General features: G+C 71.8%; 13 protein-coding genes and 1 pseudogene. 7 read left to right on the top strand and 7 right to left on the bottom strand.

Annotation, left to right across the window (positions count from 1 at the left end):
* Nucleotides 1-29: 29 nt before the first annotated feature.
* Both ACIQNG_RS01025 and rarD read left to right on the top strand, forming a co-directional pair.
* The gene (locus ACIQNG_RS01025) at nt 30-1,031 is read left to right on the top strand and encodes a 2-oxoacid:ferredoxin oxidoreductase subunit beta (RefSeq protein ID WP_401436868.1); all 1,002 of its coding nucleotides are present in this window, start codon (nt 30-32) and stop codon (nt 1,029-1,031) included.
* 439 nt (nt 1,032-1,470) lie between these two features.
* A complete protein-coding gene (gene rarD, locus ACIQNG_RS01020; RefSeq protein ID WP_401482498.1) occupies nt 1,471-2,502 on the top strand; it encodes an EamA family transporter RarD in 1,032 nt (343 codons plus the stop codon).
* A gap of 80 nt (nt 2,503-2,582) precedes the next feature.
* Here rarD and ACIQNG_RS01015 read toward each other — a convergent pair.
* A pseudogene (locus tag ACIQNG_RS01015) lies at nt 2,583-3,722 on the bottom strand (MFS transporter); the annotation flags it as partial.
* A gap of 234 nt (nt 3,723-3,956) precedes the next feature.
* Here ACIQNG_RS01015 and ACIQNG_RS01010 point away from each other — a divergent pair.
* Nucleotides 3,957-4,469, top strand: coding sequence for a winged helix-turn-helix transcriptional regulator (locus tag ACIQNG_RS01010; protein WP_401482071.1), 513 nt, complete (start codon nt 3,957-3,959; stop codon nt 4,467-4,469).
* A 1-nt stretch (nt 4,470) separates the two neighbouring features.
* On the opposite strand, the gene ACIQNG_RS01005 is transcribed toward ACIQNG_RS01010, so the two are convergent.
* On the bottom strand, nt 4,471-5,100 hold the full coding sequence (locus ACIQNG_RS01005; protein ID WP_401482069.1) for a CGNR zinc finger domain-containing protein: 630 nt from the start codon (nt 5,098-5,100) through the stop codon (nt 4,471-4,473).
* Nucleotides 5,101-5,121: 21 nt separating this feature from the next.
* On the opposite strand from ACIQNG_RS01005, the gene ACIQNG_RS01000 reads away from it, so the two are divergent.
* Together ACIQNG_RS01000 and ACIQNG_RS00995 are read left to right on the top strand one after the other, a co-directional pair.
* Complete coding sequence (locus ACIQNG_RS01000; protein ID WP_401482067.1) at nt 5,122-5,610, top strand: VOC family protein; 489 nt, start codon at nt 5,122-5,124, stop codon at nt 5,608-5,610.
* A gap of 246 nt (nt 5,611-5,856) precedes the next feature.
* On the top strand, nt 5,857-6,831 hold the full coding sequence (locus ACIQNG_RS00995) for a M28 family metallopeptidase (protein WP_401482065.1): 975 nt from the start codon (nt 5,857-5,859) through the stop codon (nt 6,829-6,831).
* A gap of 19 nt (nt 6,832-6,850) precedes the next feature.
* Here the strand turns inward: ACIQNG_RS00995 and ACIQNG_RS00990 are convergent, their stop codons facing one another.
* Nucleotides 6,851-8,281 (bottom strand): tetratricopeptide repeat protein, encoded by a 1,431-nt coding sequence (locus ACIQNG_RS00990; RefSeq protein WP_401482063.1) that lies wholly within the window; start codon nt 8,279-8,281, stop codon nt 6,851-6,853.
* Between the two features lie 191 nt (nt 8,282-8,472).
* On the opposite strand from ACIQNG_RS00990, the gene ACIQNG_RS00985 reads away from it, so the two are divergent.
* Together ACIQNG_RS00985 and ACIQNG_RS00980 are read left to right on the top strand one after the other, a co-directional pair.
* Complete coding sequence (locus tag ACIQNG_RS00985; RefSeq protein ID WP_401482061.1) at nt 8,473-9,771, top strand: amidase; 1,299 nt, start codon at nt 8,473-8,475, stop codon at nt 9,769-9,771.
* Between the two features lie 90 nt (nt 9,772-9,861).
* Nucleotides 9,862-10,458 (top strand): flavodoxin family protein, encoded by a 597-nt coding sequence (locus ACIQNG_RS00980; protein ID WP_401482059.1) that lies wholly within the window; start codon nt 9,862-9,864, stop codon nt 10,456-10,458.
* 44 nt (nt 10,459-10,502) lie between these two features.
* Here ACIQNG_RS00980 and ACIQNG_RS00975 read toward each other — a convergent pair whose 3' ends face one another.
* The 4 genes from ACIQNG_RS00975 to ACIQNG_RS00960 form a co-directional block, all read right to left on the bottom strand.
* Nucleotides 10,503-11,483 (bottom strand): ABC transporter permease, encoded by a 981-nt coding sequence (locus ACIQNG_RS00975; RefSeq protein WP_401482057.1) that lies wholly within the window; start codon nt 11,481-11,483, stop codon nt 10,503-10,505.
* Nucleotides 11,470-12,519, bottom strand: coding sequence for an ABC transporter ATP-binding protein (locus ACIQNG_RS00970; RefSeq protein WP_401482055.1), 1,050 nt, complete (start codon nt 12,517-12,519; stop codon nt 11,470-11,472). Before ACIQNG_RS00970 ends, ACIQNG_RS00975 begins: the two co-directional genes overlap by 14 nt.
* A gap of 215 nt (nt 12,520-12,734) precedes the next feature.
* Nucleotides 12,735-13,949, bottom strand: coding sequence for an outer membrane lipoprotein carrier protein LolA (locus tag ACIQNG_RS00965; RefSeq protein ID WP_401436553.1), 1,215 nt, complete (start codon nt 13,947-13,949; stop codon nt 12,735-12,737).
* 265 nt (nt 13,950-14,214) lie between these two features.
* Nucleotides 14,215-15,225: a polyprenyl synthetase family protein gene (locus ACIQNG_RS00960; RefSeq protein WP_401482053.1), complete on the bottom strand. Its 1,011-nt coding sequence runs from the start codon at nt 15,223-15,225 to the stop codon at nt 14,215-14,217.
* Nucleotides 15,226-15,299 lie beyond the last annotated feature (74 nt).

Genomic DNA, 15,299 nt, shown 5'->3' with positions numbered 1-15,299 from the left:
TCGTGCCCAAGGCCGACGCCCTCCAGAGCATGAAGGACTTCAAGTCCGACCAGGAGGTGCGCTGGTGCCCGGGCTGCGGTGACTACGCCGTCCTGGCCGCGGTGCAGGGTTTCATGCCCTCCCTCGGCCTGGCCCGGGAGAACATCGTCTTCGTCTCCGGCATCGGCTGCTCCTCCCGCTTCCCGTACTACATGAACACCTACGGGATGCACTCCATCCACGGCCGCGCCCCCGCCATCGCCACCGGACTGGCCACCTCCCGCCGCGACCTGTCCGTCTGGGTCGTCACCGGCGACGGCGACGCCCTCTCCATCGGCGGCAATCACCTCATCCACGCCCTGCGCCGCAACGTCAACCTCAAGATCCTCCTCTTCAACAACCGGATCTACGGCCTCACCAAGGGCCAGTACTCGCCCACCTCCGAGACCGGGAAGATCACCAAGTCCACCCCGATGGGCTCCCTCGACGCCCCCTTCAACCCGGTCTCCCTCGCCCTCGGGGCCGAGGCGTCCTTCGTCGCCCGCACCGTCGACTCCGACCGCAGACACCTCACCGACGTCCTGCGCCAGGCCGCCGAACACCCCGGCACGGCGCTGGTCGAGATCTACCAGAACTGCAACATCTTCAACGACGGCGCCTTCGACGTCCTCAAGGACAGACAGCAGGCCCAGGAGGCCGTCATCCGCCTGGAGCACGGGCAGCCGATCCGCTTCGGCGCCGACGGCGGCCGGGGCGTCGTCCGGGACCCGCACACCGGTGACCTCCACATCGTGGACGTCACCCCCGAGAACGAGGCGCGGGTCCTGATCCACGACGCCCACGCCGCGTCACCGACCACCGCCTTCGCGCTCTCCCGCCTCGCCGACCCGCACACCCTCCACCACACCCCCATCGGCGTCCTGCGGGCCACCCGACGGCCCGTCTACGACGATCAGATGACCGACCAACTCGACGCCGCCGTCGAACAGAACGGCAAGGGCGACCTCGCCACGCTGCTCGCCGGTGGCGACACCTGGACGGTGGGGGGCTGACGTACGGCCCCCGACGGCTGACCCGCCGGACGGCCCGGGTGGATCCACCCGGGCCTTTCGCCTGCCTGCCCCGGTCCGGACCCCACCGACTCGACCGACTTCGACCGACTTCGACAGACCTCGACCGACCCCCGCCCTCGCGGCACTCCGGGACTGACCTCGCCCCCTCCCCGCTCCCTCCCTCACCCCCCACCCATGTCATGACCGTATGCCGGTACAGACATGACAGCGGACCTCGCCCGGCGCTACCTTCGTGCGAGCGTGCGGACATCGCACGTGCGTGTGCGCGGGAACCGCGTGTGCGCGCCGGCATCCGGCGGGTGCGGCGGTGCGGCTGAGGCGTGAAGGAGGGCGGCCCGTGACCGGGACGTCGAGCGGGGGGCGCGAGCCCGGGGGCGAGCGGCGCACAGGGCTGCTGAACGGCTTCGCGGCCTACGGGATGTGGGGGCTCGTCCCGCTGTTCTGGCCGCTGCTCAAACCCTCCGGCGCGGTGGAGATCCTGGCCCACCGCATGGCGTGGTCGCTGATCGTGGTGGTCGCGGTGCTGCTGGTCGTACGGCGCTGGGCCTGGGCCGGTCAGTTGCTGCGCCAGCCCCGGCGACTGGCGCTGATCACGGTCGCCGCGGCGGTGATCACCGTCAACTGGGGCCTCTACATCTGGTCCGTCAACAACGGCCAGGTCGTCGAGGCGTCGCTCGGCTACTTCATCAACCCGCTGGTCACCATCGCGATGGGCGTGCTGCTGCTGAAGGAGCGGCTGCGGCCGGTGCAGTGGGCGGCGGTCGGTGTCGGCTTCGCGGCCGTGCTGGTCCTCGCCGTCGGCTACGGCCGGCTGCCCTGGATCTCGCTCACCCTCGCCTTCTCCTTCGCCACCTACGGCCTGGTGAAGAAGAAGGTCGGCCTCGGCGGGCTGGAGTCGCTGGCCGCCGAGACCGCCGTGCAGTTCCTGCCCGCGGTGGCCTATCTGGTCTGGCTGAGCAGCCAGGGCGACTCGACCTTCGGCACCGAGGGCGCGGGGCACGCGGCGCTGCTCGCCGCGACGGGTGTGGTGACCGCGCTGCCGCTGATCTGCTTCGGCGCGGCGGCGATCCGCGTGCCCCTGTCCACGCTGGGCCTGCTCCAGTATCTGGCCCCGGTCTCCCAGTTCCTGCTCGGGGTGATCTACTTCCGCGAGGCCATGCCCGCCGAGCGCTGGGCCGGGTTCGCGCTGGTGTGGCTGGCGCTGACGATGCTCACCTGGGACGCGCTGCGGGCCTCACGGCGGGCGGCGCGGACCCTGATCAGCGACACCAGCGTGACCAGGGTGCCGAGTGCCACCATCACGACCGGCACCATCAGTGCCGCGCGGAACGCGGACAGCGTCTCCTCCGCGCCGGCACCCGCTCCACCGGCCCCACCGGCCCCTCCGGCCCCTCCGGCCCCTCCCGCTCCGGCCGGCCCCGAGCCCGCACCGGTCGACGCCAAGCCGTAGACGGCGGTGACCGCGGCGATCCCGATGGCCGAGCCGAACTGGGTCGCCGTGGTCAGCAGCCCGCCCGCGAGCCCCTGCTCCCGCTCGGCGACCCCGTCGGTCGCGGCGATCGTCAGCGGCCCGTAGGCCAGCGCGAAGGCGACCCCGGCGAGGACGAGGGTCGGGAACATGGCCGCGTACGTCCAGTCCATGCCGACGGGCAGGAACAGCGCGTACGCGACGATCGCGACCACGAAGCCGCCGAGGACGACCCGGACGTTGCCGTAGCGGTTGACGAGCTTCGGGGTGAGGGTCGGGGCGAGGACCGCGTCCAGGCCCATGGCGATCAGCGCGACCGCGGTCTGGAGGGACGTCCAGCCGCGCAGTTCCTGCATGTACAGCGTCACCACGAACTGGAAGCCGAAGAAGGCGCCGACGAAGAGCAGCGCGCCGATGTCCGCGCGGACCATGGCCCCGTTGCGCAGGATGCCCAGCCGGACCAGCGGCGACGCGGCCCGCCGCTCCACGACGACGAAAGCGATGCCGAACAGCAGGGCGGCGAGCCCGAAGGCGGCGGTCCGCGGCCAGTCGTGCAGCCCGTGTTCGAGGCGTACGACGGTGTAGGCGCCCAGCAGCATGGCACCGGCGGCCGTGACGGCGCCGAGGACGTCGAAGTCACCCCGTCCCCGTCCACCGCTGGAGGGCGGCACCTCGCTGGAGGTCGGCACCGGACCCCTGGAGTGCGGCACCGGACCGCTGGAATGCGGCACCAGCCGTATCGCGGCGACCAGGATCACCGCCGCCAGCAGCACGGGCGCGAAGAAGACCCAGCGCCAGCCGAGCTGGGTGAGCAGTCCGCCGATCACCAGGCCGAGCGAGAAACCCCCGGCGGCGGTGCCCGCGAAGACCAGCAGCGCCTTGTTGCGCTGGGGGCCCTCCTCGTAGGACGTGGTGATGAGGGAGAGCGCGGCCGGGGTCATGAAGGCGGCGGAGACCCCGGTGACGAACCGGGAGACGATCAGCATCCAGCCTTCGGTGCCGACGCCGCCGAGGCCGGAGAAGACCAGGAAGACGAACAGCCCCAGCAGGAACATCCGGCGCCTGCCCAGCAGGTCGGCCGCGCGACCGCCGAGCAGGGTGAAACCGGCGTACCCGAGCACGTAGGCGCTCATCACCCAGGCCGCCTCACCGGTGGAGAGGCCGAGGTCGGCCCGGATCGACGGGATCGCGATGCCCAGCATCGCGACGTCGATGCCCTCCAGAAAGATCGTTCCGCACAGCACGAGCAGCAAGGCCCAGGCGCGGGTGCCCATGAGGACTCCTCGAAATCAGCACAGCGAGAGAGAGGGGATTGCGGTTACGGAGGTGAGGGCCAGTTCCCTTCCGAGCGGCCGGTTCCCTTGTGTGGGTCGGTTCCTTCTCGTGAGTCGGTTCCCTCTTGTAACCACGACAAGGGTGCGGCAGCATCGGGAGCCATGGAAGAAGGCACTTTGAAGTCACCGAGTAACTCCGAGGGCACCGCGGATTTCACCGTGAAGTGCTTCGACGCGGACGCGTTCCAGTGGGACACCCGGGAGGACTGCGAGGTGCGCCAGATCCTGGACCGGATCGCGGACAAGTGGTCACTGCTGGTGATCGCGCTGCTGGACACCAGGCGGCTGCGCTTCTCCGAACTGCGCCGCGAGATCGACGGGGTCAGCCAGCGGATGCTGACCGTGACCCTGCGCCAGTTGGAGCGCGACGGACTGGTCCGGCGGACCGTGCACGCGGTGGTGCCGCCGCGCGTCGACTACGAGCTGACCTCGCTCGGCAAGACCCTGCACTCCACGATCCAGTCCCTGGTGGCCTGGACGGAGCACCACCGCAACGAGATCGCGGCGGCCCGGGCGGCGTACGACGCGAGGGAGACGACGGGGACGGCAGGGACAGCGGGGACGGCAGGGACGACGGAGACGACGGAGACGACGGAGACGCGGAAGGCCGGCTGAGCTAGGGCCTGTCGGAGGTGCGGGCCCGGTCGCGATGGGCCCGCACCTTCGCGAGGTTCCCGCAGTGCTCCATGGAGCACCAGCGGCGGCGGCCCGGGCGTGAGGTGTCCACGAACAGCAGATAGCAGTTGTGGGAGCCGCATTCGCGGACCCGGTCGGCGTACGGCCCCCCGAACAGGTCGATCACGTCCCGGGCGACCGTGGACAGCACCTGGGTGCCGGTGGCGGCGCCGGGCGGCCAGGCGCGGGTGCCGTCGGCGGTGAGCCGGGGCACGAGCGGCGCCTCGGCCGCCGCCGCGTTGACGGCGTCGAGACGCCCCGCGTCGACCGGACGCCCGTGCACGTGGTCGGCGGCGAGCAGGTAGAGCGTGTCCCGGAACTCCCTCACGGCGGTCAGCTCGGCGTCCGTGACGGCGAGTTCCAGCCCTTTCGGCAGCCGGCTGCGGTCGGCCCACGCCGCCAGGTCCGCGGGCTCGTGCAGCACCTCGAAACGGGCGAAGTCGCCGGGGCCGCCGGTCGTCAGCAGCTCCAGACAGAGCGCGCCCGGGTCGAAGCGGTAGGGCGTGCCCTCATGCGTTCTCAGTGTGATGCCGGGAGGCCGTTCCGGCTTTTCCCTTGCGCGTCCACTCATGTAACTACTATAGATGGTTACATGAGCGAGAACGAGACAGCCGCCCCGGCACGACCCACCGACCCGATCCACTGGAAGGTCGTCATCGACTGCGCGGACCCCCAGGCCCAGGCCGACTTCTGGGGCGCCGCCCTGCACTACACGGTCGAGGACAACAACGCCCTCATCGAGCACCTGCTGAAACTGGGCGCACTCCCCCCTGAGGCCACACAGGAGCACAACGGCCGGCTGACCTTCCGCGACCTGGTCGCCGTACGCCATCCCGACGACCTCTACGACGAGGAGAGCGGCACCGGCCTCGGCCGACGACTCCTCTTCCAGCGCGTTCCGGAGCCGAAGACCGGCAAGAACCGCCTCCACCTCGACCTGCACCCCGGTGCCGAGCGGCGCTCCGCCGAGCGGGACCGGCTGACGGCGCTGGGCGCGAGTGTGCTGGAAGAGGTGAAGCAGGCAGGGGGCGAATGGCTCGTGATGTCGGACCCGGAGGGCAACGAGTTCTGCCTGCACTGACCGGAACGGACCGGAACGGAACGGAACAGACCGAAACCGCCCGGAATCGACCAGGGCCGACTCAGATCGAGTGAGACCGACCGGAACCGACCCGACCGGAACCGTACGGCTGTCCCTCGCCAAACAACTGTCTGATTCGATCTCTTGACGGAGAGTCAGTCACAGCTTCACCATCCAGGCACCCCATTCACTGTGGAGCCCTGTGGCCACCCCACGGGACTCCCACGGAATTCGGAGCCCCCACACATGAAGCTCTCCGTTTCCGGGCGGGCGGCCACGGCTGCCGTCGTCGCGGTCGCCACCGTGCTGACCGGTGGTTCCCTCGCTGGTGCCGCCCCCGCCTCAGCCCCCGCCTCCGTCCCCACCGCACCCCCGGCCGTCGCCGCCGCGCCGGACATCCCCCTCGCCAACGTCAAGGCGCACCTCACCCAGTTCCAGTCCATAGCCGCCGCCAACGGCGGCAACCGGGCGCACGGCCGTACCGGCTACCGGGCCTCCCTGGACTATGTGAAGGCCAAGCTGGACGCGGTCGGGTTCACCACCACGATCCAGCAGTTCACCTCCTCCGGCCGGGTCGGCTACAACCTGATAGCCGACTGGCCCGGAGGCGACCCCGCGCAGGTCGTCATGGCCGGCGCGCACCTGGACAGCGTGGCGTCCGGACCCGGCATCAACGACAACGCGTCCGGCTCCGCCGCCGTACTGGAGACCGCCCTCGCGGTCGCCCGAGCCGACCTCAAGCCCGTCAAGCATCTGCGGTTCGCCTGGTGGGGAGCCGAGGAGCTGGGGCTGGTCGGCTCCCGGTACTACGTCAACAGCCTGGCGACCGGGGACCGGGCCCGCATCAGCGGCTATCTCAACTTCGACATGATCAGCTCCACCAACGCCGGTTACTTCGTCTACGACGACGACCCCGTACTGGAGAAGACCTTCAAGGACTACTTCACCGGCATCGGCGTACCCACCGAGATCGAGACCGAGGGCGACGGCCGCTCCGACCACGCCTCGTTCAAGAACGCCGGCATACCGGTCGGCGGCCTCTTCACGGGCGCCAGCCGGGTCAAGTCGTCGGCACAGGCGGCGAAGTGGGGCGGCACGGCGGGCCGCGCGTTCGACAGTTGCTACCACTCCTCCTGCGACACCACCGCCAGCGTCAACGACACCGCGCTCAACCGGAACAGCGACGCCATAGCGCACGCGGTGTGGGAGCTTTCGGGCTGAGCCCGACCGGGCCCGCCTCTCAGCCCTGCCGCGCGCGGGCCGTGAGGCGGTCCATCCGGGCGCGGGCCGACTCCAGCTGCTCGCCGTCGCCGGCGGCCGGACCCACGGGTTCGGCCGCCATCCGCGCCCATACGGCGATCAGCTCCCGGCCCAGTTCCAGCCCCCGCTCGGGATCCCGTACGGCCCGCCACGCGGTGGCCGCGCTCTGTACGTTGCCGTAGGCGGCGTACGCGGCCTCCTCGTCGCCCGACGGGGTGTACGCCCGCGCGAGATCGAGCGACAGCCGGAAGGCCCGCTCGGGATCCCCGGCCAGATAGGCGACGTATGCGGTGAGTTCGGCGAGCCTGAGCACCTCGGGGTGCCCGGCGCCCAGCGTGTCCGACGCCTGGGCCAGCGCCTCCTCGGCGAGCGTGGCCGCGGTCTCCGTACGCCCTTCCTTCACGGCGTCCCCGATCCGTGCCATCGGCTCCGCGAACGGCGTCCTGGCGGGCGGCTGGTCGTCCAGCACCGCCTCGGCGACCGCGTCGAACCCGCGCGGAGGGGTCGGGGTGGGCTTGACGGCGGGCTCGGGATCGACCCCGAGGACGAGGGCGGCGAGCCCCGTGTGGCGCGGGGGTTCGGCGTCGGAGGCGGGACGGGGAGCCGGTTCGGCCCGGGGCGCCGCCGAGGCCGGTTCGGAGACGGGCGGTACGGGCACGTCCATGACCGGTGGCGGACCGAACACCCCCGTGGGCGGTACGACGGTGCCGGGGAGCGCCCGCAACGGGAAGGTGGGGGTGTTCTCACCGAGGGGCGTGGGCGGCGGGAAGGAGGAGGGGGAAGGGGAAGGGGACGGGGACAGAGAAGGGGCGGGGGCGGCGGGCGAGGGAGCTGAGGGCATGGGTTGCACCGGTTCGAAGACCTGGGAGGGGAGTCGTAGGAAGCTGGTGGCGAGATCGGCGGCGGGGCCCGACCCGGGCTCGGGCGCGGGCAGCGGCGACGCGGGAGCGGATGCGGGCACGGGTGGCGCGGGTGGCGCGGGCGTGGGAGCAGGCGCGGGTGTGGGCACGGGTGGCGCGGGTGGCGCGGGTGGCGCGGGTGCGGACGTAGGCGCTGACGTGGGCACGGCCGCTGGCTTGGCCGCGCTCACCGGGGTCGGGTCCCCCGCCAGATGGCTGGAGCCGTCGGGGTCGACCCGGAGCGGGATGACGTAGCCGGCGCGCTCGTCGTGGACCCTGGCGAGGACGGACCGGCCGGCGGTCTGCGCGGCTGCGCGCAACCGGTCGAGCACCGCCTGCTGGAGTTCCTGGCCGGGCGCCACGACGACCGGTACCCCGGCGACGGAGGCACCCGCCGTACCGCCCGTATCACCCGTTCCGGTGACCTGGACCTCGATCGGCGTCGCCGCGAGGGCGCCGGGCTGTGCGGCGCGCTGGGGTTCCCGCATCTTCTCGCGGCTGAGTCGAGACATCGCTTCCCTCACTCGGATGTGTCCGCGAGCCTTCCGCGTCCATCTACGTCGAGTGTCCCGCCCCGCGGGACGACACGCGTCACCGCCCCGTCACAGCCCTGTCTCAAGTACCGGTCCCTCCCCCGACCTGCGCTCACCGGCACACGGCCCGGGCAGGAACCGCCCGAGCGGGACCGGTGGAGCATGCTCCCATGAAACCCGTCCCCGCCCTGTCGCCGCCGGTGGCGCCCTGCGCCCACACCATCGCCTCCGCCGTCCGCTCCGGCGCCCTCCACGCGGTCGAGTCCGTGGCCGCCGCGCTCGACCGGATCGCCCGGATCGAGCCCTCCCTGAACGCGTTCCGCGAGGTGTGGGACGAGGCGGCGCTGCGTCACGCGGCGGAGGTGGACGCGCGGGTGGCGGCGGGCGAGGCGCTGCCGCTGGCCGGGGTGCCGATCGGGGTGAAGGGGCGGCGGACCGGGCTGCGCGCGGCGGACGCGCGGGCACTGATCGCCGCCGGGTGCGTACCCGTGGGGGCCACCTCGGTCCCCGGACCGGGCACGGCCTGGCAGACCTGGGGGCTCGGGCGGTACGGCCGTACGGTCAACCCCTGGCGGCCGGACCGCACGCCGGGCGGCTCCTCCGCGGGGTCGGCCGCGGCGGTGGCGGCGGGCCTTGTGCCGCTGGCCACCGGCAGCGACGGGGCGGGGTCGATACGGATCCCGGCGGCCTGGTGCGGGGTCATCGGCCTGAAGACGACCAACGGCCGCCTCCCGACCCCGGACCGCACGGGCCTCGCCTCCCCGGGGGTCCTCACCCGCTGCCCCGAAGACGCCGCACTGTACATGCGGTTGGTTTCCGAACCGCACGGGCGGCCGGACGGACACCTCGCCTCCCCCACCGCCACCTGGTCCCCCGACCTCGGCTTCGCCACGCCCGACCCCGAGCCCCTGGCCCTCGCCCACTCCGCCGCGCTCCGCCTCGCGGACACGGGCGCGTTCACCCTCGCCGCGCCCTCCCCGAACCCGCGCCTCATCGACCCGGCCCCCGCGTGGACGGCCCTTCGCCGTACCGACACCGGCACCGGCACCGGCACCGGCACCGGTATCGGTATCGGTATCGGCATCGGTATCGGCACAGCCACCTGTATCGGCACCGGCACCGGTGCCTTCCCGCCCACCCGTCTCGCCCACCCCGTCCAGGCCGCCAACAACGCACGCCTCTCCGCCCTCTTCGCCCGCACCGACCTCCTCCTCACCCCCACCACCCCCAACGCCCCGCACGGTCACGACGGGCCGGGTGAGCGTTACTCCACCGAGCTGACCTGGGCCTTCAACCTCAGCGGGCATCCGGCGATCAGCCTCCCGGCCGGCCTCGACGGCGACGGATGCCCGGCCGGACTCCAGATCGTGGCCCCACATGGCCGAGAACAGACCCTGCTGAAGGTCGCCCGGCGATGGGCGGAGCGGAGTGCTGGACAAGCATTCAATGCATGTGCACATAATGCATGAGCGCTTAGTCGTCGTACGCGTAGCAATATGCATCCGCAGACCTGGCAGCGACATTCACCCGTAGACCTGCCCGTAGCCCTGGGAGCCCTCATGACCCGCCGCTTTCTCTTCGTACTGGGCAGCGCCCGCAGCGACGGCAACACCGAGTTGCTCGCCCGCGAGGCCGCCGCGCAATTGCCCTCGGACGTGGAGCAGCACTGGATCGACCTCGCCGCACTCGACGTACCCGAGTTCGAGGACCTGCGTCACGACAGCGATCACCTACGGCCCACCGAGGGCCCGGTGGCCGAACTCCTGGACGCGACCCTCGCCGCGACGGACATCGTGATCGCCTCGCCGCTGTACTGGTACACGGTGTCCGCCAGCACCAAGCGCTACCTCGACTACTGGTCGGGCTGGCTGCGCACCCCCGGCCTCGACTTCCACGACACCATGGCCGGCCGCACCCTGTGGGGCGTGACGGCCCTGGCGCACGACGAGTTCGAGGTGGCGGACCCGCTCGTCGGCACGCTGAATCACTCGGCGGCGTACATGCGGATGCGCTTCGGCGGAGTGCTGCTGGGCAATGGCAGCAAGCCGGGGGACGTACGGAAGGACACGGAGGCGCTGGCCCGGGCCAAGACCTTCTTCGCCCAGGAGGCGCCCCTGGCCCGCTTCCCGTACGAGCAGGAGGGGGAAGAAGGGTGAGGGATGAGGGAGGAGGGATGCGGGAGGAGGGCGGGTGTCGGCGGTTAGGCGGTGACGTCCTTCGTCGTGAAGCGTGCCCAGGCCGCTGAGCCGAACACCACCGCGTAGAGCGCTTGCAGTCCGAGGTTCTTCATCAGGTCGTCCCAGTACACCGGCTCGCGCATGAGGTCGGCGAAGGACAGCCAGTAGTGCGAGAAGAAGTAGGGGTGCAGGGCGCTAAGCTGCGGAATCTGGCCGAGGATCTGCACGGTGATCAGCAGCCCGACGGTCGTCGCCATCGCCGCGATCCCGCTCCCGGTGAGGGTGGACACGAACAGCCCCAGTGCCGCAAGCCCGATCAGCGACGCGGCGACGACCAGGGCGATCAGCAGGGCCCGGCCCAGCCCTTCGCCGAAGCCGATCCGCGTACCGGAGATCGTCGTCAGCTCACCCATCGGGAACAGCAGCGCGCCCGTGATCAGTGCCGAGACCGCGACCACCAGGGTCGCGGCGAGGCAGAACAGGACCACGGTGGCGTACTTGGTGATCAGCAGCCTGGTCCGCCCGGCGGGCGCGACCAGCAGATAACGCAGGGTCCCGGCGTTCGACTCCCCGGCGATCGCGTCGCCCGCCACCACGCCGACGGCCATCGGCAGGAAGAACGGCAGGGTGGCGGCGAGCGCGGTGAATACCAGGAAGAGCCCGTTGTTGGTGATCTGGGCGATGAACGCCGGGCCCGCGCCACCGTCTCCCCCACCGCCCGGCGACGAGCCGTCGCCGGTCTCGATCTTCACGGCGATCCCCACCAGGATCGGCACCGCCGCCAGCACCCCGAGCAGCGCGAGGGTGCGCCAGCGCCGGAAGGTGACGCCGAGTTCGCTGCGCAGCAGCCCGAGGGTCCACAGCGGATGGGGCGCACGGGTGAGGGTCGCCTCGCCGTCCACGGCACCGGCCCCGGCCCCGTTCTCGGCACCGGCACCGGCCTCGGCACCGGCCCTGGCCCCGTCCTTCGCCCCGTTGGCGGGTTTCGGCTCAGCCCGCGACATCGAATCCCTCCCCGGTCAGCGCCACGAAGGCGTCCTCCAGCGAGGCCCGCTCCACCGCGAACCCCCGCACCCGCACCCCCGCCGCGACCAACGCGGCGTTGACATCGGCGAGTTCTCCCTCCGGGGGCTCACCGGAGACCCGGTCGTCCTCCAGTACGACGTCCCCGACCCCCTGCTCCTTCAGCACCCGCGCCGCGTCCGCCGGGTCCGGGGTGGTCACGACGAGGCGCCCGCGGGTCCCGGCGGCCAGGTCGGCCACCGGCCCCTGGGTGATCAGCCGGCCCCGGGCCATCACGGCGGCATGGGTGCAGACCTGCTCGATCTCGTCCAGCAGATGGGAGGAGAGGAAGACCGTGGTGCCGTCGGAGGCCAGTTCCCGCACCAGGGCGCGGATCTCCCGCATGCCCTGGGGGTCGAGGCCGTTGGTCGGCTCGTCCAGAACCAGCAGTCTGCGGGGCTGGAGCAGCGCGGCGGCCAGTCCGAGCCGCTGTTTCATGCCGAGGGAGTACGCCCTGGCCTTCTTGCCGGCCGCCGCGGCGAGCCCGACCCGGTCCAGCGCAGCGGCGACCCGCGGGCGCCGGGTGCGGGGGTCGGCGGTGGGGTCGGCGGCGTCGTAGCGCAGCAGATTGTCGCGGCCGGAGAGAAAGCCGTACAGGGCGGGGCCCTCGATGAGGGCGCCGACGTGCGGGAGGACGGCGCGGGTGGCGCGGGGCATGGGCCGTCCCAGTACGCGGGCGGTGCCGGAGGTGGGTTCGATGAGGCCCATCAGCATTCTGATGGTGGTGGTCTTGCCGGAGCCGTTGGGGCCGAGGAAGCCGAAGACGCTGCCCGCGGGGACGCTCAGGTCGAGACCGTCCACGGCGAGCTGACCGCCCCGGTAGCGCTTGGTGAGCGCGCGGGTCTGGATGACGCCCTCGTCCTCCCGTCCGGCGTCCGGTCCGGCGTCCTGCCCATCCATACGCTCCCCCACGGCATCCGAGCCCGGTGCCTGCACGACGTCCGGCCCCGGTGCCTCCATGGCGGACGCTTCCTCCATGCGGGCTCCCTCGATCGACCGTGGGCGGGACGACTCCCAGTATCCGCAGACTCCGGCCCGGGGATGCCGGGGGTGCGTCCCGGGGATGCCGGGGGTGCGTCCCCGAGACGCCGGGGATCCGTCCCCGAGACGCCGGGGATCCGTCCCCGAGACGCCGGGGCCGGGGCCCGGTCCTTCGACCTGGTCCCGGCCCCGGCCGTCACACCGTCATGCCGTCACTTCCCCGACTCGGCCGCCTTGACCAGCGCGTCCTGGGTGACCGCGCCGACGTAGACCTTGCCGTCCTCGGTGATCAGGGCGTTGATGAGGCGGGTCTTGAAGACCGTGCCGTCGCCGAACGTGCCGCTGACCTTGTCGCCGAAGGAGTCCAGGAAGCCGCCGAACTCGCCGCCGACCTCGGAGCCGGACGGGACGCCCTGGCCGCCGGTGTCGAGGACCGCGACCGCGTTCCAGCCCTCGCCGATGACGTTCAGCCCGTCGAGGCCCTTGGCCAGGTCCTTCTCGGACTGCGGCTGCGACTCGTGCCGCTCCGGGGTCCGGACGTCGGACTCCTCGGTGACGTTCGCGCCCTTCGGCGGGCTGAAGTCGAAGGTGGAGGCGGCCGGCTTGGCAAAGCTGACCTGCGTGAACCCGGCGTCGACCACGGCCGCGCCACCGCCGGCCGGGGTGAGCGTGAACTTCAGCGGCGTGAAGGTCTTCGCGTCCACCGCGATGGTGATCTGACCGACCGTCGAGCCGGACTGCTTCGGCTTGACGACCAGCTTGTAGGCGTCGCGCCCGGCGACCTGCGCGGTGCCGTCCACGGTGACCGACGTGGTCCCGTCGACCGCCTTCAGCGCCTCCTCGGCGAAGTCCTTGGGCGTGGCCGGGACGTCCTTCTCGGCATCGGCGCCCTCGGGGGACGTCGAGTGGTAGACCTCGTTGGAGGCGCTGTCGTAGCCCCAGACGTCCTTGCCGTTGTGGATCAGGCTGTACTCGGCCCCCTTCTCCAGCACCGACAGCTTCTGCTTGTCGGGGCCGTCCACCGCGACGCGCAGCGTGTGCGTGCCGGCGGCGAGTTCGGTGAGCTTGCTGGACGGGTCGGCCGAGGAGCCCTCGCCGCCGCCCGGTCCGCCCTGGGCGGCGCCGGACAGCAGACCGCTCTCCAGACCGCCGAGGTTCGGCAGCCCCAGATCGGTGGTGATCTTCACCGTGCCGGACAGCCGCTCGGTGTCCGACTCGGCGATGTTCTGCACGAGCTGCTGCGCGCTGATCCCGGGCAGGTCGGGGCTGCCGGAGTCGGCGATCGCCGGGACCAGTCCGATGGTCACCGCCGCCACCCCCGTCACCGCGACCGGGACGACGTAGCGGGCGGCCTTCTTGCGCCGGCTCGCCCGCCGGTCGTCGGCGCCCGCGGCCGTCGCGCTGTCGTCGGATTCGTACGGTGCCATGTGTGCGTTACCTCCGTGTCGGCGGCGGCTTCCGTCTCCACGCGTCCGTCTCTACGCGTCCGTGCGCTGGTCGCACGCTGAGCCGCCATTCTCACCCGAATCGGTGAGGAGTGGTGCCTTTCCGTACGCACCATCTGACCAAATCACCAGGCGAGAAGCGTCAGACCCCAGAGTCAACTCGGTGTACTGCTGCGGTATGACACAACCCTGATCGACTACCCCCAACCCGTAGGGGACACGGGAGGCGACGCACCCCGCCGGGCGCTCACCCGGCGCGGTGCACCACCGCGTCACACAGCTCCACCAACGCCCCCCGGGCGTCGCACTCCCGCAGCGGCGCGAGCGCGGCCCGCGCCTCCTCGGCGTACCGCACGGTGTCGCGGCGGGCCTGCTCCAGCGCGGGGTGCGCGCGCAGCGCGGTCAGCGCCTCGGCGTGCCGACGGTCGTCGGTGAGGTCGGAGTCGAGCAGTTCGCACAGCGCGAGGTCCTCGGCGAGCCCCAGCTGCGCCGCGCGTTCCCGCAGCCGCAGCACGGGCATGGTGGGGATGCCTTCGCGCAGGTCGGTGCCGGGCGTCTTGCCGGACTCATGAGTGTCGGAGGCGATGTCCAGGACGTCGTCCGCGAGCTGGAAGGCGACTCCGAGGCGCTCGCCGTACTGCGTGAGCACATGGACCACCGACTCGTCGGCGCCGGACATCATCGCGCCGAACCGGCAGGCGACGGCGACCAGGGAGCCGGTCTTGCCGCCGAGCACATCGAGGTAATGGTCGACCGGGTCGCGTCCGTCGGCGGGGCCCGCGGTCTCCAGGATCTGGCCGGTGACCAGCCGCTCGAACGCCTCGGCCTGTACCCGCACCGCCTCCGGTCCGAGGTCGGCCAGTATGTGCGAGGCACGGGCGAAGAGGAAGTCACCCGTGAGGACGGCGACGGAGTTGCCCCAGCGGGTGTTGGCGCTGGGCACCCCCCGCCGAACGGCGGCCTCGTCCATGACATCGTCGTGGTAGAGCGTGGCGAGATGGGTCAGCTCCACGACGACGGCCGAGGGCACGATGCCGGGCGCGTAGGGGTCGCCGAACTGCGCGGCGAGCATCACCAGCAGTGGCCGGAATCTTTTGCCACCGGCCCGCACCAGATGCTGGGCGGCCTCCGTGATGAACGGGACCTCGCTCTTGGTGGCGTCTAGCAGCCCTTCCTCGACAGCAACCAATCCGGCCTGGACATCGGCTTCCAGAGCCTGGTCCCGCACGCTCAGCCCGAACGGCCCGACGACGGTCACGAGGGGTCTCCTGTCTGCTGGTGTCTACTGGCGATTACCCGGTTTGTCGATAGGTCGCTGCCACCACTCACGCC

It is taken from the genome of Streptomyces sp. NPDC091377 (assembly GCF_044757045.1).
In the GTDB taxonomy this organism is placed as follows: Bacteria; Actinomycetota; Actinomycetes; order Streptomycetales; family Streptomycetaceae; genus Streptomyces.
The sequence above is the reverse complement of the archived record's forward strand: the minus strand, read 5'-3'. Positions and strand labels throughout refer to the sequence as shown.

Bases quoted from the DNA above. Each gene is read 5' to 3' on its own strand.
- ACIQNG_RS01005 (WP_401482069.1), bottom strand. From the start codon at position 5,100: ATGAGTGGACGCGCAAGGGAAAAGCCGGAACGGCCTCCCGGCATCACA.
- ACIQNG_RS00990 (WP_401482063.1), bottom strand. From the start codon at position 8,281: ATGTCTCGACTCAGCCGCGAGAAGATGCGGGAACCCCAGCGCGCCGCA.
- ACIQNG_RS00980 (WP_401482059.1), top strand. From the start codon at position 9,862: ATGACCCGCCGCTTTCTCTTCGTACTGGGCAGCGCCCGCAGCGACGGC.
- ACIQNG_RS00975 (WP_401482057.1), bottom strand. From the start codon at position 11,483: ATGTCGCGGGCTGAGCCGAAACCCGCCAACGGGGCGAAGGACGGGGCC.
- ACIQNG_RS00995 (WP_401482065.1), top strand. From the start codon at position 5,857: ATGAAGCTCTCCGTTTCCGGGCGGGCGGCCACGGCTGCCGTCGTCGCG.
- ACIQNG_RS00970 (WP_401482055.1), bottom strand. From the start codon at position 12,519: ATGGAGGAAGCGTCCGCCATGGAGGCACCGGGGCCGGACGTCGTGCAG.
- rarD (WP_401482498.1), top strand. From the start codon at position 1,471: ATGTGGGGGCTCGTCCCGCTGTTCTGGCCGCTGCTCAAACCCTCCGGC.
- ACIQNG_RS01025 (WP_401436868.1), top strand. From the start codon at position 30: ATGAAGGACTTCAAGTCCGACCAGGAGGTGCGCTGGTGCCCGGGCTGC.
- ACIQNG_RS01000 (WP_401482067.1), top strand. From the start codon at position 5,122: ATGAGCGAGAACGAGACAGCCGCCCCGGCACGACCCACCGACCCGATC.
- ACIQNG_RS00985 (WP_401482061.1), top strand. From the start codon at position 8,473: ATGAAACCCGTCCCCGCCCTGTCGCCGCCGGTGGCGCCCTGCGCCCAC.
- ACIQNG_RS01010 (WP_401482071.1), top strand. From the start codon at position 3,957: ATGGAAGAAGGCACTTTGAAGTCACCGAGTAACTCCGAGGGCACCGCG.
- ACIQNG_RS00965 (WP_401436553.1), bottom strand. From the start codon at position 13,949: ATGGCACCGTACGAATCCGACGACAGCGCGACGGCCGCGGGCGCCGAC.